19 protein-coding genes are annotated in these 20,425 nt (G+C 59.1%); 5 read left to right on the forward strand and 14 right to left on the reverse strand.

Going from position 1 to position 20,425, the window contains the following annotated elements; translation table 11 throughout:
- Positions 1 to 374: 374 nt before the first annotated feature.
- The 7 genes from R3C19_03725 to coaE all read right to left on the reverse strand — a co-directional run bounded on the left by R3C19_03725 (position 375) and on the right by coaE (position 6,196).
- On the reverse strand, positions 375 to 587 hold the full coding sequence (locus R3C19_03725; protein ID MEZ6059452.1) for a hypothetical protein: 213 nt from the start codon (positions 585 to 587) through the stop codon (positions 375 to 377).
- A gap of 66 nt (positions 588 to 653) precedes the next feature.
- A complete protein-coding gene (locus R3C19_03730) occupies positions 654 to 1,238 on the reverse strand; it encodes a hypothetical protein (protein MEZ6059453.1) in 585 nt (194 codons plus the stop codon).
- 1,175 nt (positions 1,239 to 2,413) lie between these two features.
- A complete protein-coding gene (locus R3C19_03735; GenBank protein ID MEZ6059454.1) occupies positions 2,414 to 2,611 on the reverse strand; it encodes a hypothetical protein in 198 nt (65 codons plus the stop codon).
- Positions 2,612 to 2,657: 46 nt separating this feature from the next.
- Positions 2,658 to 3,125 (reverse strand): hypothetical protein, encoded by a 468-nt coding sequence (locus R3C19_03740; GenBank protein MEZ6059455.1) that lies wholly within the window; start codon positions 3,123 to 3,125, stop codon positions 2,658 to 2,660.
- A 19-nt stretch (positions 3,126 to 3,144) separates the two neighbouring features.
- Positions 3,145 to 3,612, reverse strand: a complete 468-nt coding sequence (gene ribE / locus R3C19_03745; GenBank protein ID MEZ6059456.1) for a 6,7-dimethyl-8-ribityllumazine synthase — start codon at positions 3,610 to 3,612, stop codon at positions 3,145 to 3,147.
- Between the two features lie 159 nt (positions 3,613 to 3,771).
- A complete protein-coding gene (gene rho, locus R3C19_03750) occupies positions 3,772 to 5,166 on the reverse strand; it encodes a transcription termination factor Rho (protein MEZ6059457.1) in 1,395 nt (464 codons plus the stop codon).
- A 289-nt stretch (positions 5,167 to 5,455) separates the two neighbouring features.
- Positions 5,456 to 6,196, reverse strand: a complete 741-nt coding sequence (coaE, locus tag R3C19_03755) for a dephospho-CoA kinase (protein ID MEZ6059458.1) — start codon at positions 6,194 to 6,196, stop codon at positions 5,456 to 5,458.
- A gap of 436 nt (positions 6,197 to 6,632) precedes the next feature.
- On the opposite strand from coaE, the gene R3C19_03760 reads away from it, so the two are divergent.
- Positions 6,633 to 8,459 carry a phospho-sugar mutase gene (locus R3C19_03760; GenBank protein ID MEZ6059459.1) on the forward strand — a complete coding sequence of 609 codons (1,827 nt, stop codon included), beginning with the start codon at positions 6,633 to 6,635 and terminating at the stop codon, positions 8,457 to 8,459.
- 259 nt (positions 8,460 to 8,718) lie between these two features.
- Here R3C19_03760 and R3C19_03765 read toward each other — a convergent pair whose 3' ends face one another.
- The 6 genes from R3C19_03765 to R3C19_03790 all read right to left on the reverse strand — a co-directional run bounded on the left by R3C19_03765 (position 8,719) and on the right by R3C19_03790 (position 15,237).
- Entirely contained in the window at positions 8,719 to 9,849 is a 1,131-nt protein-coding gene (locus R3C19_03765) for a hypothetical protein (GenBank protein ID MEZ6059460.1), read from the reverse strand.
- A gap of 8 nt (positions 9,850 to 9,857) precedes the next feature.
- On the reverse strand, positions 9,858 to 10,811 hold the full coding sequence (locus R3C19_03770) for a DUF2167 domain-containing protein (GenBank protein MEZ6059461.1): 954 nt from the start codon (positions 10,809 to 10,811) through the stop codon (positions 9,858 to 9,860).
- Between the two features lie 210 nt (positions 10,812 to 11,021).
- The gene (sthA, locus tag R3C19_03775) at positions 11,022 to 12,461 is read right to left on the reverse strand and encodes a Si-specific NAD(P)(+) transhydrogenase (GenBank protein MEZ6059462.1); all 1,440 of its coding nucleotides are present in this window, start codon (positions 12,459 to 12,461) and stop codon (positions 11,022 to 11,024) included.
- Positions 12,458 to 13,321, reverse strand: coding sequence for an HDOD domain-containing protein (locus R3C19_03780; GenBank protein MEZ6059463.1), 864 nt, complete (start codon positions 13,319 to 13,321; stop codon positions 12,458 to 12,460). Before R3C19_03780 ends, sthA begins: the two co-directional genes overlap by 4 nt.
- 233 nt (positions 13,322 to 13,554) lie before the next feature.
- A complete protein-coding gene (locus tag R3C19_03785) occupies positions 13,555 to 14,232 on the reverse strand; it encodes a class I SAM-dependent methyltransferase (GenBank protein MEZ6059464.1) in 678 nt (225 codons plus the stop codon).
- A gap of 36 nt (positions 14,233 to 14,268) precedes the next feature.
- Positions 14,269 to 15,237, reverse strand: a complete 969-nt coding sequence (locus tag R3C19_03790) for an HDOD domain-containing protein (GenBank protein MEZ6059465.1) — start codon at positions 15,235 to 15,237, stop codon at positions 14,269 to 14,271.
- 318 nt (positions 15,238 to 15,555) lie between these two features.
- On the opposite strand from R3C19_03790, the gene R3C19_03795 reads away from it, so the two are divergent.
- From R3C19_03795 to R3C19_03810, 4 genes are all read left to right on the forward strand, one after another.
- The gene (locus tag R3C19_03795; protein ID MEZ6059466.1) at positions 15,556 to 15,909 is read left to right on the forward strand and encodes a hypothetical protein; all 354 of its coding nucleotides are present in this window, start codon (positions 15,556 to 15,558) and stop codon (positions 15,907 to 15,909) included.
- A 178-nt stretch (positions 15,910 to 16,087) separates the two neighbouring features.
- Positions 16,088 to 17,455, forward strand: a complete 1,368-nt coding sequence (locus R3C19_03800) for a DUF1800 domain-containing protein (GenBank protein ID MEZ6059467.1) — start codon at positions 16,088 to 16,090, stop codon at positions 17,453 to 17,455.
- An 80-nt stretch (positions 17,456 to 17,535) separates the two neighbouring features.
- Positions 17,536 to 18,765 (forward strand): DUF1501 domain-containing protein, encoded by a 1,230-nt coding sequence (locus R3C19_03805; protein MEZ6059468.1) that lies wholly within the window; start codon positions 17,536 to 17,538, stop codon positions 18,763 to 18,765.
- Between the two features lie 108 nt (positions 18,766 to 18,873).
- Positions 18,874 to 19,542, forward strand: coding sequence for an HAD family phosphatase (locus R3C19_03810; protein MEZ6059469.1), 669 nt, complete (start codon positions 18,874 to 18,876; stop codon positions 19,540 to 19,542).
- 40 nt (positions 19,543 to 19,582) lie between these two features.
- Here the strand turns inward: R3C19_03810 and R3C19_03815 are convergent, their stop codons facing one another.
- Positions 19,583 to 20,368 (reverse strand): FHA domain-containing protein, encoded by a 786-nt coding sequence (locus tag R3C19_03815; protein MEZ6059470.1) that lies wholly within the window; start codon positions 20,366 to 20,368, stop codon positions 19,583 to 19,585.
- Positions 20,369 to 20,425: the final 57 nt, after the last annotated feature.

Here is a 20,425-nt window from a genome sequence, read left to right on the forward strand (position 1 = left end):
GGGATCACATTGAGAAAGAACAGAGTCAGCAAATCGCGGGCGGAACTGTACGACAGACACTGAGTGAATAGAAGGGAAGAGACGGCCGTCCGTCGCGAGCAGACGTCCACCGCGCGGCTGCTCAGTACACTTCGTCGTGGCTTCCCACTGTCAACAAGAGAATCGCTTCTGATTCCTCGGACTCAAAGAAATCCTCGGATCGTAGCCTCCGCTGCACGCCCAGGCATTTGCCATTCAACTTGTGTGTTTTCAGCCGAGGATTGAATGCGTCAACGGACAAGAGTAACAGCGTGGCCTCAAGTTGATCGGCCGCATGAGCACGCCTCTTCATGTAACGCCGTGCCGCACGAATGAAGGCCGTACTGCGGGAAAGTTCACGATTCACCGCGAACCTCATTCATGATCTCGCGCACTGACGCTGAAAGTGCAGGCCTCTTTTCGAATTCGGCACGCGCAACGGCCACACCCTGAACAATCGCTTCCCGGTGCTTTTCCGCGATTCGCCGTCTCAGGATGTCAATCAAAGTCTCCTGCTCATCGACCGACAGGTTGTCAGCGGCATCAACGATCTCTGAAAAACTTGTCATGGTCTGTTTGCTTTCAAATCGCGAGCCACAGAAAACGGCGCGCCCTGCGCTGCTGCATGCGTAGATTCACACTTTCACTGTTAAATCAATCTTCCAATCAATCCAAATCAGACGAATCAGGAGAGTCACAGACCCGAGGACCGCGCCCCACAGCAACGGACGACACCAGGCCTTCTGGCCTGGACTGCACGAACCTTCCGCTGCCAATGCAGCGAATGCAAACCCAATCACTGCGGACCAAACCATGAATCGGGGTGAACCTGGACCGGACAGGATGATTGCCAGGATTAAAGGCATTGAGTGGCCTACAAGAAAGCCGATCCCCGCCAGCGTTAACGTCGCAGCGACGCGAATCGCACACCGAATGCCTCTCCGGAGGCTTGAGTCAGGAACCCGCCCGGCTCGGCTCCACCTGATTAACTTGTAGAGCAGCGAATCCCCAAAAACCAGAACACTCGGGTACACCCACCCCAGCCAGAGAAGGAAGTGAGTATCCACAAAGCTCTTCATCGGTGAACGAAACTCATCAAACACAACGCCGCGATCCACAAGGCGGTACGCCAGTTCTGCGACGACACCGGGAACCGAAAGTAAAATCACCCATGTCGAAACGTGACCGGCTGGCAATGGCTGGTCAGCAGATTCCGGCATTTGGATTCCTTTCAGATTTGAACGACCACTTTGCCACTGCGGGAGAGCAGGGCGGACGTGTTGTGTGCAGCCCGATTGCATCTAACCGGGCCAGTTGCCGGCACCATACTTCTCGACGAGATACGCGACGCCCGCAATTGCCGCGATTGCGGCCGCGACGGCTCCACCCACGAACGGGCTTCTGTTCCGCCTTCGTGCAAGGAGGCCGCCTATCGGACCAACAATGATACCGATAATGAACGAGCGAGTCGTCGCACCACCAAATCCGTCAACAGCGAATTTGATCTGCGGAACGGAATAGACACCAACGATCACTCCTGTCACAAGCGCTACCGCCAACCCAGAGCAAAGTCCGAGCAGAGCGCTGTTTCGCCAGGCGGGAGGTTGACCGGGCGTTCGTCTGCCGTTGTCGTTCATGACGTTTCACATCACTATTCAATTCGCGGCGTCGACAAATTCGTCAACCGTGAGACCGGCAGAGCGAATCAAACTCCGGAGCGTTCCATTGGCAACTTCGTTGTGACGTGGAACAGACAGAGTCGCTGGCTGATTCTCACGGACCAAAATCATGTGGCTGCCGCTCTGATGGGCTTGCACCCAGCCGAATGACTCGAACACCTTCAAAACCACAAGCTCTCGCCCAATCATCGCGGGCAACCGGTCCATCAGGTAGCGACCTCCACCTGATGTGCATCGATCGTCAGTGGCATTCCTCGTTCCTCTCTCACCTTCAGGCACGCCTCGATCGGTTCTTTGATACTCGCGAGTGCCGCATCCTTTGACTCGCCTTGCTAACACAACCGGGAATTGAGGGGCATTCGACGACCCAGACCCCGTTTTCATCACGGTCAATTGCCACAGTGAACTTCATCGGGGACTTGTCCGATTGTGACCGACTGCTGTCAGTGTGACTGACGGCTTTCAGTTGGCGATCAATCGATCGTATTCGGCGTGGTTCCCGATCCAAAACCAAAGAAGGCCGTCGTCGACCTCAACAGCCAAAGCCCGGAAGTCGCGGCCCACGCGAGCGGATCGGAAACGGCTGACCTTCTTGAAATGCAGCGATGGATGTGACTCGTCCGCCTTCAGCAACGCGAAGTTCTTGTCCGCGAGTTCTTGAACCGATTCGGGCAAGGCGTGGTAGCAGTCCCAGAACGCGGATGTTGCATGGTGATTCATAGCGGCTTCGTGCGTCCCGCCCGATGTTCCGCGACGGCGGATTCTGCAAGCCGATCGAGCCGTCCGTGATTTGCGTCGTTCTCAATCTGCCGGTCCCATTGCTCCGAATCAAATTCATGGAACCAGTCACGAAAACGAGCGAGTTCATCCGGCGGCAAACGCGCCACCGATCGTTCAAGTTCGTTGAGGGTCATTGCATTGCCCGATCGAGAAAAACACTGTCAAAAATGAAAGGGGCTGTCACAATTCGCGGACGGTACCCGCCGCCGTCACACGGTCTTTCAGTTCCTGCACAAACGGCACGAATCTGTCTGAATCCGGCCGGGTCCGACAGATCAGAACGCGATGGTCTCGAAGCTCAGTTGGGAACAAAAGCCATTCTTCCCTTCGATAGACTATTGCGACACCCAGCATCCCGAGCCCGCCTGTGACCAAGACAATCGACGCCATCAGCTCGGGATAATCCGGCGAACCGTCAATGATCCAGAACACGCCTGCCAGAATAGCGGCGGCCCCGAAAAACAGGATGATCCAGCACAGGCGGGGAATGCATGTCATCGTGGTCGGATGCAATGCAATTGCTGTGTAAGGAGTCTCGGTGACCCAGCGAGTGCCGCCGTGCCGCATTTCGAACTTCACTGCGGATTCCGTCAGTTCGACCGTTCCACTGCATTCCAGCGTCCGAAATCGATATCTGATTGTCTCCATCCGACTCCTCGCACGCAGTTCACCCAATCTGTTTCAGCAGATTCACCATCTCAATCGCTGCCAGGGCGGCTTCGGTGCCTTTGTTACCGACTTTGCCGCCGGCTCGGTCCAGGGCCTGGTCCATGCTCTCGCAGGTGATGATGCCAAAGGTCACGGGGACGCCGGTTTCCTGAGTGATCCTCATGATCCCCGCCGCGACCTGGCTGTTGATGTATTCGTGGTGTGAGGTTGCTCCCTGAATGACAGCTCCCACGCAGATGACGGCCGAGTATTTGCCGCTCGCCGCGAGTTTGGAGGCTGCCAGCGGGATTTCGTATGAGCCGGGTACCCAGACAACATCCACTTTGTCGTCATCACCGCCCAGCCGTGTGATGGTGCCGAGTGCTCCGTCGACGAGTTTCGACGTGATCAGGTCGTTGAAACGAGAAACCACGATGGCAAACGTGGCGTCGGTGGCAGTCAGGATGCCTTGAATTGTGTTGGCCATGGAATTTCGAAATGGGAAGACAGAGATTTCAGCGGCAGGCTGGAACCACGGAGGCACAGAGAACACAGTGTCCCGGACGGACAAAGCCTCTGTGTTCTCCGCGCCTCCGTGGTTCCATTCTGTAATTCAAAAAGGGACCTGTTGTGGCTGCGCGTGACTTCAATCCAGATTCATCGACAACAGAAATTCTTCATTACTTTTCGTGCGTTTCATGCGGTTAACAAGCAGTTCCATCGCTTCCACCGGATTCATGTCGTTCAGCACGCGGCGCAGGACCCAGGCGAGCTTCAGTTCATCTTCGTTCATCAGCAGTTCTTCGCGGCGAGTACCCGATCGATTGACGTCGATCGCCGGCCAGATGCGCTTTTCGACCAGACGCCGGTCGAGATGCAGTTCTGTGTTTCCGGTACCCTTGAATTCCTCGAAGATGACTTCGTCCATCCGGCTGCCGGTATCGACAAGAGCTGTGGCGATGATCGTCAGACTGCCGCCTTCTTCGACGCAGCGAGCCGCGCCGAAGAAGCGCTTCGGGTGCTGGAGCGCTCCCGCGTCGACTCCGCCGGAAAGCGTCTTGCCGGAGTTGGGGATCTCCGTGTTCCATGCTCGGGCGAGACGCGTGATGGAATCCAGGAAGATGATGACATCGTGGCCGTATTCGACCATGCGTTTGGCTTTTTCGATCACCATTTCCGACACCTGAATGTGCCGAGCCGTAGGTTCATCGAACGTGCTGCTGACGACTTCGCAATTGTCGCCCTTCAGCTTGCGCTCCATGTCGGTGACTTCTTCCGGGCGCTCGTCGATCAGCAACACGATCACGTAGGCGTCCGGATGATTCCTGAGAACGGCGCTGGCCATTTGCTGCAGCAGGACTGTCTTGCCGGCCCGCGGCGGCGACACAATCAGGCCGCGCTGTCCCAGGCCGATCGGAGCAATCAGATCGACGACTCGCGTGCTGATGTGTTCGGCATTGTCGGCCAGCCGCAGCCGTTTTTCCGGGTGCAGCGGTGTGAGGTCGTCGAAGAAGACTTTGGCGGTCAGCAGGTTTGGATCCTGACCGTTGATGGCTTCGACTCGCAGCAGGGCGAAGTACCGTTCGTTCTCCTTCGGCGGACGAATCTGGCCCGCCACGGTGGCTCCGGTACGCAGCCCGAAGCGGCGAATCTGGCTGGGGCTGACGTAGATATCGTCTGGGCAGGGCAGGTAGTGGTAGTCCGGGCTGCGCAGAAAACCGAATCCGTCCGGCAGGATTTCCAGCGTCCCTTCGCCAAACATCAGGCCGCTGAGTCGCGTGCGTTCCTTAAGAATTCTGAAGATCAGATCCTGCTTCTTCAGCCCATTGTATTCCGTCAGTTTTTCCTGCTTCGCGATCTCCAACAGTTCCTTCATGGACATCCGCTGCAGATCGGCGATGTTGAAGTCAGCGACTTTTGACGGCGAAAAAGCCTCGGGAACCTCGTCTTCGTCAATTCTCGCGGAATGACGTTCGTCGGTGCGGCGTGAAATGCTGGCGGAAGCGGACAGTTCCTGGGCGGGTTTTGTGGATCGGTTCATGGCCGCGACGGGCCTCCGTGGAGAAGGGAAGTGTTAGACCTGAGGAATTTGAGAAAGGCAGAAAAACGAAGGGAAAAAATTTGAGTGCCGGTAATGTGCGGGCCGGAACCTCGAAACGTTGCTGGCGGTCGCGAGATTCTCGGAACATCGAACGATGTTCCTGATGAGTTCGGGTGTGGCAACGCGTTCGGCTGATGGAAATCTGTGCGTCGTTCGGTCCTTTCTGTTGCGTACGCGGTTGTCACCTGGTCCTTTCAGCCACGCTGGGAGACGCGATCCCGCATCGGGCTTAAGGATTGCCGGCGTCTTTTCCGTCAACGATTTTCCGAAGTATCCTTGTCAGTTCGTCGGCCGCTGATTTGATCGACTCCGAATTATCGACGACGTAGTCCGCCGCCTGTTTTTTTTTCTCAATGCTGAATTGCGTCGCTTCACGGCGGCGAAGTTCGTCCGGCGGCCAGTTTCGATTTCGCATGACTCGTTCCCTGCGAACCTGTTCCGGCGCGTCGATGAAAATCAGGATGTCGCACACGGAATCCCAGCCGGCTTCCAGCAGGAGTGCCGCGTCAAGTATGACGACGTCCACATCCGGCGGCGTCGTTCGAATTCCGGCTTTGATCTCCTGTCGGATTCCGGGATGCAGAAGAGCTTCCAGGTCACGTTTGGCGGTCTTATGTTCGTCGGTGGCTCCAAAAACTCTGTCAGCCAGTGCGGAACGGCAAATCTTACCTTTCTCGTCAGCAATTTCTTTTCCAAAGCGTTCCAGAATGGCGGCGACAATGACGGGATCGGACAGCAGTTCGTGGCCGATTCGATCGGCATCGAGAATGCGAATCTTCAGCCCCTCGACTCGCTTCACAACGGATGATTTTCCCGAACCGATACCGCCCAGGATACCGACGACCGGCGCGGAAGAAGAACGACGACGTGAAATACCGGAAGACAATTTTGACCGGCGGGGAATGAAGTCAGTTGAGAAGAAACACGGATCTCGCGGTGGCGAGCTGAGGACTGGATCTGAACGACGCAAGAGGCGGGGGCACGGACTGGACCGAGGATCACGTTCCGCTTTCCGTAATGAACCGCGTCACTCGTAAGAATCATGTTGTGCAATGGCATCTCGGAAGTCAAACGGTAGACTTCGCCGAAACCTCGATTTGCAGAACGTGGCACATGAAATCGGGGATTCGCGTTGCCAGCGAATCCTGAGTTTTATAGCCGTGTTTCGCCGGGACCGAAGCGTCCATCCCGCGTCGCCGGAACCGACAGGTCCCTGAGTTTCCTCCTGCTTTTTGAAAGGGTCGCCACCGAACCGGAGAATCCTGGCTGGGGGGACACTAATCAGCCGGAAGGGGCATTCGGCCGCAGAATCGTTCGCGAGCAGGTTCCCGCTCCGTCGCTGCACGACACGGGTTGACGGCACGCCTTCATTTCCGGCGCGGGAAATCTCAATGGAAGACTCATCAATGAACTCCGAACTTATCGCCAGAATCGATCAGGCCGCCGCTGAAGGACATCTGAAAGCGGACGCTCCCGCCAATGTCAAAGACTGGCTGTCAAAGGACTGCGTCGCCGCGTATCACAGCCGAATTGCTGAACTGATCGAAGCGGCGGACTGGGACACGCTGAATGAGTTGTTCTGGACATCAATCCCTTTCGGCACCGGCGGGCGCCGCGGGCCGATGGGAGAAATGGGGCCGGCAACAATCAACGACCGGACGATTGCGGAGTCCGCACACGGGCTGGCCGCGTACCTGCGCGAATCCGGTGTCACGGAAGGCGGTTCAGCAGTGGTGACGTGCGACACCCGGAACAACTCGATGCACTTCGCCCGGCTGACCGCAACAACGCTGGCGGCACACGGTCTACGGGTTTATCTGTTCACATCGCACCGGGCCACACCGGAACTGTCATTCGCCGTCCGACGGCTGGGATGCAGTGTCGGAGTGATGATTTCCGCGTCGCATAATCCGCCGGCGGACAACGGATTCAAAGCCTACTGGTCGAACGGTGCCCAGGTCATTCCACCACACGACAAGGGCATCATCCGGCAGGTCGAACAGGCCGGCGACATCCCGTCGATCGACTACGACGACGCGGTTCGCGACGGAAAAATCGAACTCATCGGCAACGAAATCGACAACGCCTATATCGACGAAGTGGCCATCCTGAGCAAGTCCGCAAGCCGCGATATCAGTGCGGTGTTCACTCCGCTGCACGGTGTCGGAGAAACGTCGGTCTTCAAAGTCATCCAGCGTCTGGGCTTCGACAGCGTTGAGATCTTCGAAGATCAGCGCCGGGCGGACGGCAATTTTCCCAACGTCCCGAAGCATCTGCCGAACCCCGAACTGACTGAAGTTTTCGATCCGGCAATCAAGTGGATCAACGAAACCAACCACAGCGCCGAACTGGTGCTGGCCTCCGATCCGGATGCTGACCGGCTGGGAGTCATGGCTCGCGCCGCCGACGGAAATTTCCGCTATCTGACGGGCAATCAGGTCGGAGCACTCATCACCGATTACCTGCTGCGCAAGCGCAAAGACGCCGGAACATTCAGTCCCGAAGATTATGTGGTCGAGACACTCGTGACGACGCCGCTGACGAAAGCGATCGCCGAAGGCCACGGTGCTCAGTCAGTCAGCGAACTGCTGGTCGGGTTCAAGTACATCGCGCAGACGATGGAAGAACGCGGCACGGATCACTTTGTCTTCGGCACGGAAGAATCGATCGGCTTTCTGGCGGGTGCCTACTGCCGCGACAAGGATGCTGCGATCGCCGCGATGTATATTCTGGAACTTGCCGCGGAACTGAAGGCCGAAGGACGGACGCTGCTGGATCAGCTCGACAGCCTGTACTGCCGTCACGGTTACCATTGCGAAGGTCAGAAATCCATCTATGCCACAGGGCCGACCGGGAAGTCAAAGATCGACGCCCTGATGCAGACACTGCGCCAAAAGCCGCCGGCTCAGTTTGGCCCGATTCGGTTTGTCGAGGTTGCTGACTACAAGACAGGCCGCCGCAGCAATATTCCCGGCGGTGAACTGCTCGGCCCGATTGAAAATCCTCGAGGCGATCTGCTGATCTACAAGTCGGCCTCCGACCAGCCTGTCCGCGTTCAGATCGCGGGCCGGCCATCCGGCACGGAACCGAAGATCAAATTCTACTTCTTCTGCCAGTCAGACCTGCCCGGAGGCAAAGACCTGAACCAGGCGAAAGGCGCCGGCGACAGCGTCATGAAGGAAGTACAGACGGCTCTGGGCAACTGGGCGGAAGCACAGATGTCGGATTCGTGAAGTTCGCGGTTGATGATCGCCAGCCTTCGTGTGTCTGAACAGACATTGCTGCGAACGGCACCAATCCGGACGGTCGCTCCGCCCGAGGTACCTGCGAAAATCCGGCGACGGATGCCTTGCAGGTCGAGTCGCGCCGGATGGCTACTGTCCTGCCCATCGTAAATTGATGTTTGCCACTGGCTGTGCCAGTGCCCTGGGCTCCGGAAAACACTGGCACAGCCGGTGGCACACGACCCACCGATCCACGCCTGACAATGCACTACGACGCTGCGCTGAAACTCACACTTCCGACTCCCGGACAGACCGGGCATTCCTCGACAGCGACCGTGTACTGATTGAAGCAGCGCGGGCACCAGCAGACAGCGTCGGCGTCCTGATCGTCCGGCCGTGCCAGTGCTTCGGTATCGATGCCAACTGAATGAAGTGACTCCGCCAGCGCGTCGGCCAGCATGTCTCGCGCCTGCACCAGAGAATCGCGGACGGCGGGGCTTTCGTTCGCCGCGGCCCGTTCAGAATTCACGGGGTGCCGCAGTTCCGCGAGGCACCTGCGGGCGAGAGACGTCAGCCGGTCTCGCGGCATGACGGCGGCGGCAACCGCCAGCGGATGTTCGTCACCCAAAGCATCCAGGCTAAGGCGATCTGACGCACGCACGGCGTACAGGGGAGACACGCACGAGAAGAGCAGGTCCTTCCAGCGATTCGACGATTTGTTCGGGTACATCCTTCGACTGCATCGCCATGCTGCGATGACTGTGGCCAGCCAGATCAGAAATGTCACGATCAAATAACGCCACAACGCTCCCCAGCCGTCGCGGGCGAAGTAGTACAGAATCAACCCCGCCCCGAAAATCCAGACCAGCAGCATCAACTGCAATTGCTGCAGGATGCTCAGTCGTTCGCGAAGCACGTGAATCCGACGCGAGGCGCGATTGATGTCGGTGTAACGCTGCAGGTGAGCATCCACCAACTGCCGCGGCGCCGTGGATTCGGAAAGTCGCCTGACCAGTCGCGCGCGCTGTTCGGCGGCGCGATTGCCGCCGGCCTCCACCGTGTGCCGCCCCAACGCCAGACGCCGACCGTCACGGCACACCGACCTCGCGTCGGTTGAATCAAACGGAATGTGGTGCCACGTTCCGTCCGGCAATTCGACGAACAGTCCGGCGTCACTCAGCAGGCTGTTCGGCGGGTGACAGACCAGTGTCGTTGATGTCGGCACCAGACTAAGAAGGTGCAGACGGCTGCGGTCATTTCCCAGGACATCCGGTGCCCCCGCCGGTCGCATTCGGCGGGGGACTCCTGTCAAAACCTGGCAGCGCGACGGCAGCCACAGGACGCATTCGCTGAGATAGATCACCGCCAGGACAAGAAACAGGATCTCGACGTCAGTCACAGGCGACGCTACGCCTCGCTTCGTCGGCCGGTCAGGAATCTCCAGACACCGCTGCACAGGGCGATGAAGCCAATCACGATGACCTTGATGAACTTCCCGAGCTTTGCCAGCAGGCCCATTTTTGATGCCGCGACCAGACCTCCGCCGGCAATCAGTGCGGTCAATCCGTATTCCGCAACCTTGTCACCGGCACTGAACTCCCCATACCGGTGACCGGGCTTGTAATCAAATCCGTTGAGAATCGAGTTGGTCGCGTCGACGGCTTCCTGCATCTGCGATTCTTCGGCAACCACCAGAACGTTCATGACGCCGCGGCGTCCGAGCAGTCTCATGCTGTAGTTCGCGCTGACAGCGCCGCTGTCGTCCCGAACTCGAAACGCCCAGACCAGATGGTTGGTGGTTTCGTCGTACCGGGGCTCGACAATCCAACTGTCCATGTGGATCGGACTCCAGCCCTGCGACGTGCGATAGGAATTTGAAGCCTCCGTGGCTTCCCTCATCGATTCGAAGATGGCGTCTGCGTCCAGCGAGGCCTTCTCGTCGTCCTTGACGTATCCGACGTCATCGAACGAGAACATCGTCGCCCAGTCGCGGGATTCGGGCATCAGCGTGGCCAGCGTGCTGTCGGGCGGGTTTTCCGTGAGTTGGTTCCAGATCTGCGACCCGGCCTGTCCCGTCAATTGATAGCCCTCGGGAACCTGGACCGTTGCGTTCGTACCGATGTCCGCCTGCGAAGGACCGGTGGTCCACTGGATTTGAGCATAAAGCTCAACCAGCCGGCGCGTCTCGGGATCGAGCTCCGATAAATCAATGTCGGATAACTCCGCGTTCTGATCCTGGGCGGACACGGTTGTGAAACCAACCATTGAAGACACCAGCCCGGCGGCGATCAGCACTGCAGCCGCGCGGAAAAACGTGCCGGGACGGAGTCCGGATTTATGGAGGTTAACGCTGGTCCGCATTGTGTGCCTTTCCGCGTGCTGAGACGGTTTGAATCAACCCCGTGTGACGGAGGCTGACGCCCATAGGAAACGTGGAAGAAGCATGGGCCGAAATGTGACGGTTGTCCAGCGATAATACGTCAGCGTCACAAATCCGCCGCATCCAGTGCCGGGCGGGTGCCCAGCCGGGCAGGGCGGTGCAGAAGCGTTCGTGCAGACAGATCGTCGGCATCAGGCGTGACAGGTCGCCTGCACGGGTCGGAAACCAGCAGTTGCAGGCCGTCGATGCAGGATTTCCAGAGCCGCCAGTCGATAGGCTTCCGCCATTGTGGGGAAGTTGAAAATTGTGCCCGCGAAAGCGTCGATCGGGATGTTTCCCAGCATTGCCAACTGGCCGGGATGAATCAGTTCCGACGCGGTATCTCCGGCGATCTGAATTCCCAGAAGCTGCCGACCGGCACCGTCCGCGACGAGTTTCAGCAGTCCGCCATCGGAAGCCATGATGTGAGCTCGCGCAAGCCGGTCGAAGGGAACCGTGCCTACAATCGCCGCGCCATGACGTTCGATGGCCTGCTTTTCGGACAAACCGATCATCGCCATTTCCGGAATCGTGTAGATCCCGGTCGGAATCAGATCCGCTGTTGCGCAGTGGGATTCGTTCAATGCGTGGCAGACGGCTCGCCGTCCCTGTTCCATGGATGTGGACGCCAGCGCCGGCGGACCGATGGCGTCGCCGACGGCATAGATGTTCGGAACCGATGTCTGGCAGAATTCGTTGACGTCCAGCAGTTCGCGGTCATTCGCCCGCAGGCCGGCGTTTTCGATCTGCAGGGAATCCAGGTTGGCAATTCGTCCCATTGCAGCCAGAGCTTTGTCGGCGCGGATCACTTCACCGGAATCCAGCGAGACTTCCACCTGGCTGACACCGTCCCAGACAACCGACCGCACGCCGCAGCCTCCGCGAAACCTGCCTCCGTTGGCCTGAAAGCGACTCAAAAACACGGCCACCAGGTCAGCGTCGAGAAACCCCAGCGGAGCGGGCCACTTGTCGATCATCACGACCTTCACGCCCAGTGCGGCAAACGTCGACGCGTACTCACACGCGATGACTCCGCTGCCCAGAACCGCGATCGACTGCGGCAGATACGTCATGGACAGAATGGAGTCGCTGTCCAGAATGTTTTCGTGATCGACGGCGATGTGCGACGCCGTTCGCGGCCGCGAACCCGTGGCGATTACGACCTTATCGGCAAGGACAGCCCAGGAACGCCCGTCGACGCTTTCAATCTTCACTTCGTCGGCGGCAACAAACGATCCCCGGCCGTAGGCACGCTCAACACCCGCCATTTCCAGACAGCACTCGGTGGCATCCTGGTGAGCGTTCACGACCTGCTCAAGCCGCGTCATCAGGCTGGCGATGCTGAGGTGGCAGTCCTGGGAAATGTTGTAGACGTTTCCGCTGCGGCGGCGGAAAGCTGTCAGCGTGACGGCTGTTTCCCGCAGAGTCTTGCTGGGAATCGTTCCGTACTGGACACATGCGCCGCCGACTCGCTTTTCGCGTTCGATGATCAGCACGCGGGCGCCGCGGCGGCCGGCTTCGACGGCAGCATTCTGGCCGGCCGGACCGCTGCCTATGACGACGACATCATAATGATTGCTGGCTGCGATCATGCGGCGGACTCCACCCAGTCAAGGATCTCGTGGGCCTTTTCGCAAATCCCCGCGATTTGCTCCGGATACAGATTCAGCACCGCAATCATCGGGTGCTGAAGCACATCCGTATCCGCGGCCAGCGTGCCTTCCAGTGTGTGCAGCGAAAGTTGGATGGCCAGATTGACAATCCGGGAATTCTCGCCGCAGGTTTCTGATTCCATCGGTGAGTTCTGATGCAGTACGGCTTCCGATAGTCGAGCGGGAAGGTCCCATTCCCGGATCAGCCGCGCGGCCAGAGGGATGCGGTGTTCTTCAGCGGCCTGCAGCAGTGTGTCGTCGTCGGCCGTGAATTGTTTGTCACGCCGACGGTCCGACAACTCCTGAAGCAGCACGGGGCGCCCGACGTCGTGCAACAGTCCGCTCATGAATGCCTCTTCCACGTTCAGCCGGCGGACGCGTGCGATTTCCTGCGCGAACGCGGCGGTCGCCAGCGAATGCCGGAAGGAATGCCGAACGACGTCTTCAAAGCCGGCCACGTCGAAGACGCGAGTCTGACAGTGGATCAGCACGACGATTTCCCGCACGCGCAGCAATCCCAGCCGAGCCAGCGCCTGCTGGATGGACGAGACGGTCTGTCCGCCGGAGTACCGCGTGGAGTTTGCGATCCGCAGCAGGTGTCCGGCCAGTGACTGGTCGCGCCGGATCAGGTCCACAAGATCGCGCGGTTCGCAGTCAATGTCATTCGTCAGTTGCAGCAGCTTTGCCGCGACCTCCGGCAGCACCGGAAGATCCACGTCGTCGGAATACAGGATGGATCGCACGGCTTCGTCGAGTGCTGCCGACGGGCCTGCAGCGGGCGCAGCGGATGTCGCGGTCATCGGTCGCCTTCCTTTGGTTCCGGAAGTCCGATAGCGAAGAGTACGCGCGTGAGCGCGCACAGAAACGACTTCCTCTGGCCATCATCGACCAGTCCTGCAGACACCTGAGACGGCGTTGCCGATTCACATTGCGGGTGCGGGTATTGCCGAATCCGTCGTGCCGTGTTCAACGGTTATCCGGACACCGCTGCGGGCGATTGCGTCAGCGATGCCGCCGCCAAGACTGGGTGATTCTACGACTGCCGCTTCACCAGCAGCGTCACATCGACGCGCGGACGGATCAGTTTCGCATCGAGAAAATCTGCGATCCATCGCCACGTCGTTGCGCTGTAAAAGCAGACATGCGTCGGATCTGCCTTGTAGTACCAGTCCGGAAACTGCGACGGTTGCGGCAGCGGCTGCGTCATGACGCCCAGCACGCCGCCGGGACGCAGGCAGGACCAAAGACGCTGAAATTCGCGGCCGGGCGAATGCAGATGTTCGGCGACTTCGGATGCCGTAATGAAGTCGCAGGTTCTGCTCAGCGCACTGCGGTCGTCGTTGTAGAACTTGTCGTAGTTCGTCACGCGATGTCCGAGTTCGCCAAACATCACGGACAAAGCGGGGCCGGGACCGCAGCCGAAGTCGAGTCCTTCGCTGTTCGGAGGCAGTACGTCCCGCATCGGCCGCAGCAGACGACTGAGAAATTCGCGGTATTGAGGATCGTCCGGCGAATTCCGGTGATGATCGTAGTGAGCCTTCTCATCAGCTTCGGAAAGAAAGAACTGCGGAGGCACAAAGACCAGTCGGCAGATTCCGCACTGCAGGTACTCACGCTTCGAGTCGCGGTGAAACGGAACGGCGTCGTCGCTGCTACACAGCGGGCACGGCGGCTGTATTTCGGTTTCGTCAGGCGTGCTTAGCGGCCGCATGGCGTCGAGTGGTCCCGATGGCGGCCCGGCGAATCGTCACGAAGAGCTGCCCGCCACGATCGCGCGTTCGTCCTGAACCATCGAATACAGGTGATTGGGAATTTCAAATCCGTCGGCCTGTTCCATCTGCTGCTGATCGACGATCCGGCACAGTTCGTCCAGATCGATGGCACTGCACCGGCTGTCGACTCGAATCAGCTCCGCGATTCCCGTCGGACACTGCATCAGTTGATCCGGAAGCAGAGCCGACATCGTGACCGGAAACAGCTTGAAGAACTCCATCTCCGGCCGGCCGAGCGTTGTCTTGAGCGAATGATGATAGAACAGAGCACACACCAGATCATCAGGGAAATGCCATTTCTGCGCGACCAGCGCGGCGGCAGCAGCGTGATTCCAGCCGAAGGTTTCCTGCTCCCAGTCGACCATGTCGCGTCCGGACTTCGCTTCGTATTCCATGAACATGATGTAGTCGGAATCGAACTGATTGGTCATCGCCGGCAGCATGAAGTCCTGCAGCAGTCCGCCCATGAACGCCAGTCCCGAATCCAGTTTCAGGTGTGCGGCCGTCGCGCGCGCAAACAGACCGCGCTGCAGCGATTCGTTCCAGAAGTTGCGGTGGTTCAGCAGTCGTGACTCCATTGCCGCGGTGGCAGCCTTGACTCCGGCCGCGATCAGATAGGTCTTGGCTGCGTTGAGCCCGATGTGGGAGATCGCCTGAGCCACGCTGCGGATGGGATTCTTGAGGCCGAAATTCGCGGAGTTCACGTATTTCAGAATCTCGAACGTCAGCCCTGGGCAGGTTTCGACGATCGCCGCCAGCTCCGGCACTTCGACATTCGGATCGGACGCTCGATCCGCGAACTGTGTGACCGCCTGCGGCAGAGCCGGAATTTCGATGTCGTCGGGAAATTCCAGGGACGCCAATTCATCCAGCGCCGCGGATCGCAGCTGAGTCCAGTTCAGCGTCTCGAGCGCGCTGGTCGACGTTTCAGAAGACGTTGTCATGTCGCTATTCGAGTCTTGAGCTGAAAGACGGCTGAGGCAATGGTCTGCCGTCCGGATCCGCCGTGGAATCTGTCCGCCAGCCTGTTTCATCGATCGCGATGCCGAAGACTTGCGGGAAATCGCGCGAAGGCAGTTTTTTTCACCGACGAAACCAGCCCCGGCGAATCTCGCACAACAGTTTTCCGATTTCCCGGCGATGCCCCGCCAAAATGCAAGCTAACGTTGGCCAGACCGATGATGTCAGGTGATGTCATTCGACAGCAATGCGCGACAACCTCGGTGGTGAGTTCTTCCGATTCCCCTTCAGGATTCGCAGCGATGATGCAGACACAATCAGCCGGTAGTTCCGGCACCAGCACGTCCGGCAGCGGTCGGGATTTCTACCGGATTTTCTATGAGTGGCCGGTCAGTATTGAACGCAAGGGCGTTTTGATCACTTCCTTCGGCGAATCCGTGCCGTTCGTCGATTTCATGCTTTGCGGAAGTCTGATGCTGGTTGATCGCGGCGTACCGGATACCGCCGGTGCCCGTCGAATCATGCTGGAGATCGACTGCATCAAAGCCGTCAAGATCACCGACCCGATCGAAATGCCGCGTTTCACGGCGATGGGCTTCCAGGGACGAGTGGATCGCCGAAAGCCGGCAGCGATGCCCGTTCCGGCACAACGCTGATCAGCAGTCCGGGAAATCACCACGGTACGCGACAGGCCGGCCGCAAACGCCTACGATGGCGCAGTCCTGATTCGCCGTCGAGACATGATTTTTCGACTTCTGTCGCAATAAATTCCGGCAGCCAGCGTATGACGGTGAATCGTTCCTGATTCCCGACATCCATCGATTGCCAGCAGCCATGAATGCCACCTCTGCGATCGACCCGGCGTGGGCATGGTCTGAATTTGTTCCGTCCGAAACTTCCGAATGGAATCTGCAGGCGGCGGCTCACCTGTATCGTCGAGCCGGCTTTGCGGCGACGCGGCAGCAACTGAACGAAGCGGTTGCCGCCGGACTGGGCGCCGTCGTCGACGCCATGCTGAATGATGCCGCCGAGCCGCCACAATACGCCGCCGAAATTGAATCGCTGGCACAGGCCGGTCTGGCCACCGGAGACGTCCGGAAACTGTCCGCCTGGTGGACGTATCGTCTGCTGACGACTCCCGCGCAACTGACGGAGAAATTGACGCTGTTCTGGCACGGTCACTTCGCGACCAGCGCCGCTAAAGTGGACGACGCCCGGCTGATGCTGGCGCAGAACAATCTGCTGCGACAACACGCGCTGGGTGACTTCCGGAAACTGCTGCTGGAAATTTCCCGCGACCCGGCCATGCTGATCTACCTGGATTCGGCCTCCAATCGAAAGGCACATCCGAACGAAAATTACGCTCGCGAAATCATGGAGCTGTTCAGTCTCGGGGAAGGGCACTATTCGGAAAACGACATCCGGGAACTCGCGCGCTGCTTCACGGGCTGGGAAATCAAACGCGAGAAGTTCCGTTTCAACCGCTATCAGCACGATACCGGCACCAAGTCGTTTCTCGGCCGGAAGGGTGAATTTGGCGGTGAAGAAGGTGTCGCCATTGTCGCGGATCAGGAATCGGCACCTCTGTTCATCGTCGGCAAACTGGTCAGCTTTCTTGTGTTCGACGAACCGGTGCCGCAGGCTGAATTGCTCCAGCCGCTGGCAGATGAATTCCGGGACAACGGAATGCGGGTCGGTCCGATTGTTCGCCGCATTCTCACCAGCCGGCTGTTCTTCTCGGAACACGCCATCGGGCGAAAAGTGAGGTCACCGGTCGAATTCGCCGTCGGCTTTCTGCGGGCCCTGGAAGGCTCCACGAATTCTGTGGAGCTTGCAGAAGCCATGGACAGTCTCGGCCAGGGACTGTTCTATCCACCGAGCGTCAAGGGCTGGGACGGCGGCCGCACGTGGATCAACTCGTCAACACTGCTGGGACGGTCCAACCTGATTCACGATCTGCTGACCAGCGAAAAGACGCGGTTCGGAAAGGGGTCGCTGGCTGACTACCTTGCCGCTCAGAATGTCACGTCGGCCCGAGACGTCATTGACTGGTTTGAAACCTCGTTGTTCGCCATTCCGATCCCCTCCGCCGCGCGGGACCGCATCGCGAAGATTCACCAGTCACACGATGGCGACCAGGAAAGCCGCCTGAACGAAACCGTCCATGCCCTGTGTTCGCTTCCGGAATTTCAACTGGGATAATTTCAGCCGCGACCGGGACTGGTCGCCGCCGTTGGCCCGCGGTGCCCGATATTCCGGACACACGACAAGGAACCTCCGAGATGACTCATTCCACACGACGCGACTTCCTTCGCAGCACAGCCGCGGCTTCGGCCGTGTTGACGTTCACCGGCACCGCTCCCGGGTTCCTGCAGCAGGCCGCGGCACAGGGAAAAAGCCAGGAACGCATTCTGGTTGTTGTCGAAATGGCGGGTGGCAATGACGGATTGAATACGATCGTGCCGTTTGGTCACGATCAATATCGCAAACTGCGGCCGGAACTTGCGATCGCCAGAGAAGACGTGCTGTCGATTGACGATGAGCTGGGGTTTCACCCGTCGCTGCAGGGTTTCGCCGAACTGCTGGATGCCGGTCGGCTGGCAGTCGTGCAGGGCGTCGGATATCCCGATCCGAACCAGTCGCACTTTGAATCGATGGACATCTGGCACACCTGCCAGCGCAAGAACGAAAACCGCATCGACGGCTGGCTGGGTCGATGCCTGGAGTTGAATGCCGGCGCGTCACAGCAGGATCCCGCGGGACTGCATCTGGGCAGCGACAAGCAGCCGTTCGCGCTGATGTCTCGCAACATTCGAGTCCCGTCGATTCGAACGCTGGACCAGTTCAAACTCAAATCCGACGACGATCAGTTCCGCGCCGCCGTCCGCGAACTTGCTGATGCTCGCCGGGATGCCGGCAACGATCTGCTGGGATTTGTGCAGACCAGTACCAGCTCCGCCATCGCCGCCAGCGAACGCATTGAAGCCGCGGGAATGCAGGACAAGCCGTCCGGAGAATATCCGGACTCGGATCTCAGCCGGAAACTGCAAACCGTTGCCCGCTTGATTCGTTCCGGCCTGAAAACAACCGTCTATTACGTTCAGATCGACGGTTTCGACACGCATGCCAATCAGCCGGCGGCGCACTCGTCGCTGCTGAAGAAGGTCGGCGAATCGGTCGCGGCATTCGTCACGGACATGGTCGCCTGCGGTGAAGGCGATCGCGTGCTGGTGATGTGCTTCAGCGAATTCGGTCGGCGCGTTCAGGAAAACGCCAGCGAAGGCACGGATCACGGCACCGCGGGTCCGATGTTCCTTGTGGGAACAAAACTCAAAGCCGGACTTATCGGTGCCCACCCCAGCCTGGACGATCTGCGAAACGGCGACCTGAAGCATCACACGGATTTCCGCAGCGTGTACGCGGCGGTACTGGAAAACTGGCTGGGCTGTGAGTCGAGAACGGTGTTGAAGGGTCACTTCGATCCGGTCGACGTGCTACAGGCGAACGCGTAGCCGCGTGCCGACGACGTAGCTTCCGGGATTCCCGGTTGCCGATAAGATGCGGGAGACCCAATGGAAAGCTCCGCGTCGTCCGCAGATCATCGTTCGAACTGAACGCTCATGCCCCAGTCAACACTGCCCGATATCAGAGCCGTCGTATTTGACCTGGACGGCCTGATGCTGAACACGGAAGACATTTTCGACCAGGCCGGGAAGCAGCTTCTGGCTCGGCGCGGCATGGAGATGACTCCCGAGATTCACCACGCGATGCTCGGACGCCGCCCGGCCGAAGCGATCGAAGCCATGAAGCGGCTGACGGGGATTACCGATTCCAACGAGTCGCTGTTCACGGAAACACGACAGCTCTTTGCTGCGATCGCTGAAACGTCGCTGGCGATGATGCCGGGACTGATCGAACTGCTCGACCAGATCGACGGCGCCGGTCATCCCAAAGCCGTGGCCACGTCCTCACCGCGAGACTATATGACCAGCATGCTGCAGCGGTTTGAATTGCTGAGCCGTTTTCGCTTCACGCTGACGGCGGAAGACGTCACTCACGGCAAGCCGCACCCGGAAATCTATCTGACTGCGGCGGAAATGCTGAAGGTTTCGCCGGCAAACATGCTGGTGCTGGAAGACAGCGAAACCGGCACCAGAGCCGCCGCCGCTGCGGGAGCCTTTGTCGTGTCCGTTCCGAATCGACACACTGCGGTTGGTGACTTCAGCATGGCTTCCATGCAGGCGGCCAGCCTGGCCGACGCCGCGCTGGGGGCTCTGTTCGCCCGCTGAATCGCGTCGCCGAACAGCTCCCGACCGGAGAGCACCGCTGTCAGTCTTCGTCGTCGAAGATCAGCAGATCATCGTCATCGATCGAAATGATTTCGTCATCAGCCGGACCAACAGGCTTCGCGCGGCCGGAGCGTCCCGGACGGATGACCTCGACTTCGTCCAGAATTTCGAGATCGTCGTCGTCGACAATGACGATGTCGTCGACGATCTCCACGATCTCCACTTCCGCCGATGACGCTTCGTCGAGGACTTCGACTTCATCGCCGAAATCCAGATCGTGAATCACGTCGACGTCGGCAATCGCTTCCAGTTCCTCAACGGATACGGCAACGCCTGCATCGTCGGAGTCCATCAGCGGACCATCATCCAGATCGATGATCTCGTCATCCAGAACTTCGATAATTTCATCGTCGTCGACCGGCGTCCGGCCGGCAGCGGATCCCTCAGTTTCGTCAATCAGCACAACGCGGCGCGGCGCGTCCGCATCCTGTACTGCCGGCGAATCGGCTGAGACCACCGGCTTCCTGGACTCAATCTTTGCGTTGGGGTGAAACAGAAACTCAACGTCACCGATCGAAAGCTTGTCGCCGCCGGTCAGGAGTGCTTCCTGAGTCACGCGTTTTCCGTTCAGCCAGACGCCGTTCATACTGCCCAGGTCGCGAACGAAGTAGCGGTCGTCCGCCTGCACCAGACAGCAGTGCTTGCGGGAAATCTTCTGGCTGTGAGTAATCACCGCGTCGCAATCGGCGCTGCGGCCGACCAGCACCACCGCGCGATCGACGGGGATCAGCTTGCCCTTACCGGTTGGCTGCAGAACGGCCACCATTTTCGTTATTCTTTCGATTTGTCAGGGCAAGCTGGCGCAACACATAAGCGACGGTCC

It is taken from the genome of Planctomycetaceae bacterium, assembly GCA_041398785.1.
Lineage (GTDB): Bacteria > Planctomycetota > Planctomycetia > Planctomycetales > Planctomycetaceae > JAWKUA01.